Below are 1,753 nucleotides of genomic sequence, written 5' to 3'. Positions count from 1 at the left end.
GCGTCCCCCCACCGCGTACCGCCGGAGCCCCCGGCGGCGGACGCGGTCCGCACCGAGCTGGACGGCCTCAAGGTGGAACCGCCGCATTCGATGGCGGGCTACTCCCGGGCGAGGTTCCCGCACTGGATCAAGCAGTACGGGGAGTGCGACACCCGGGAGGTGGTCCTCTCACGGGACGGCTCGAACGTCACACAGGACTCGATGTGCCGGGCCGTGACGGGCAGCTGGTACAGCGCGTACGACGAAAGGACCCTCGACTCGGCGTCCAAGGTGGACATCGACCACATGGTGCCGCTGGCCAACGCGTGGCGCAGCGGCGCGGACACCTGGACCACCGACAAACGGAAGGCGTTCGCCAACGACCTGGACAACCCCCAGCTGTACGCCGTCTCCGCCTCCTCCAACCGTTCCAAGGGCGACCAGTCGCCGGACCAGTGGGCGCCGCCCAACCAGGACTTCTGGTGCACGTACTCCCGGGCCTGGGGGCACATCAAGAGCCTGTACGGGCTGAGCGTCACCGAGCGCGAGAAGGAGAAGCTGATCGCGATGCTCGACACCTGCGACTGACGGGCCCCGGGCCACGGTCACAGGCCATGGCCTCAGGTCGCCCCTTCGTGTTGTCGGCATGACACATCTGTGCAAATCTGGACGAAGGGACGATCAACTGGGGAGCGTATGCCATGACTTTCCCCCTCAACGAATCCCAAGGACTCCGCGAAGACCTCAGTCGGCTGGCGCACGCGGGCTGGCAGACGCTGCTGGGCGCCGGCATCGCCTCGGTGGCCCTGGGCGCGATCGTGCTGGCCTGGCCCGGGGCGTCACTGCTGGTCGTCGGGATCCTCTTCGGCCTCTATCTGCTGGTGATCGGTGCCTTCCAGCTCGCCGGCGCCTTCAGCGTGTACGTCCCCGGCGCCCTGCGGGTGCTGGGCTTCGTCAGCGGCGCCCTGTGCGTCCTGCTCGGGCTGCTGTGCTTCCGCGAGCCCGCCCGGTCGATCCTGCTGCTCGCGCTGTGGATCGGGTTCGGCTGGCTGCTGCGCGGGGTGATGCTGGCGGGCGTGGCGCTGTCGACCAAGGGCATGCCGGCCCGTGGCTGGCAGGTGTTCGTCGGTTTCCTCAACGTCCTGGCCGGGATCGTGATGATCGACCTGCCCTTCCGGTCGATCGCCGTGCTCACACTGGTGACCGGGGTGTTCCTGGTCGTCATGGGCGTGTTCGAGGTCTTCCACGCCGTCCAGCTGCGCGCCCTCCTCAAGAAGGCGACGGGCTGAGTTTCCCGCGACGGGAAGGGCCTCGCACCCCTCTTGTGGGTGCGAGGCCCTTCCGCCGTATCTGCACCACACTTCGACCCGATAAACATACTCAGCTACGTACGGATGAACGTGCGCCGCCGATGCTGCGCGGACGCCCATGGGTCCGTCACTCTGCTGCGTGGCCTGGTCGGGGTGGTGGCACGGTGGCCGATGGGGGACGCGGTCATGGCCGCGCGCCGTCGGGCGGCGCCACACCCGAGAACTCAGGCAGCGTGAACCGCTGTTCACGCTGCCCGCACGCGTAGTGAAGGGACCCCGGATGAACCGGCTCAACGGCGCTGCTCAGCTCGGGGCGGGTGCGCCGACCGCCCCCCGCCCGGACGACCCGGCGGAGGCGGCGGAGGTGGCACCGGCCGTCGTGGACGCGCTGCGCGGCCTGCTCGCCGGGCCGACGGGGCTGGGCACGTCGGCCGCCCGCCTGTTCCGCACGGACCTCACCCCGC

At 69.8% G+C, this 1,753-nt stretch carries 3 protein-coding genes; all 3 read left to right on the top strand.

Translation table 11 applies throughout. The features are described 5' to 3' along the window. Positions 1–567 (top strand): HNH endonuclease family protein (locus K6I33_RS34765; RefSeq protein WP_229358788.1); only part of this gene is annotated, 567 nt, incomplete at its 5' end. A 113-nt stretch (positions 568–680) separates the two neighbouring features. Continuing rightward, positions 681–1,268: an HdeD family acid-resistance protein gene (locus tag K6I33_RS34760; protein WP_229358787.1), complete on the top strand. Its 588-nt coding sequence runs from the start codon at positions 681–683 to the stop codon at positions 1,266–1,268. A 301-nt stretch (positions 1,269–1,569) separates the two neighbouring features. Then, a partial coding sequence (locus K6I33_RS34755; protein ID WP_229358786.1) for a hypothetical protein occupies positions 1,570–1,753 on the top strand: 184 nt, incomplete at its 3' end.

The organism is Streptomyces sp. UNOB3_S3 (assembly GCF_020740895.1).
Taxonomy (GTDB): Bacteria; Actinomycetota; Actinomycetes; order Streptomycetales; family Streptomycetaceae; genus Streptomyces.
Note: the sequence above shows the minus strand (reverse complement) of the source record. Positions and strands in the feature narration are given on the sequence as shown.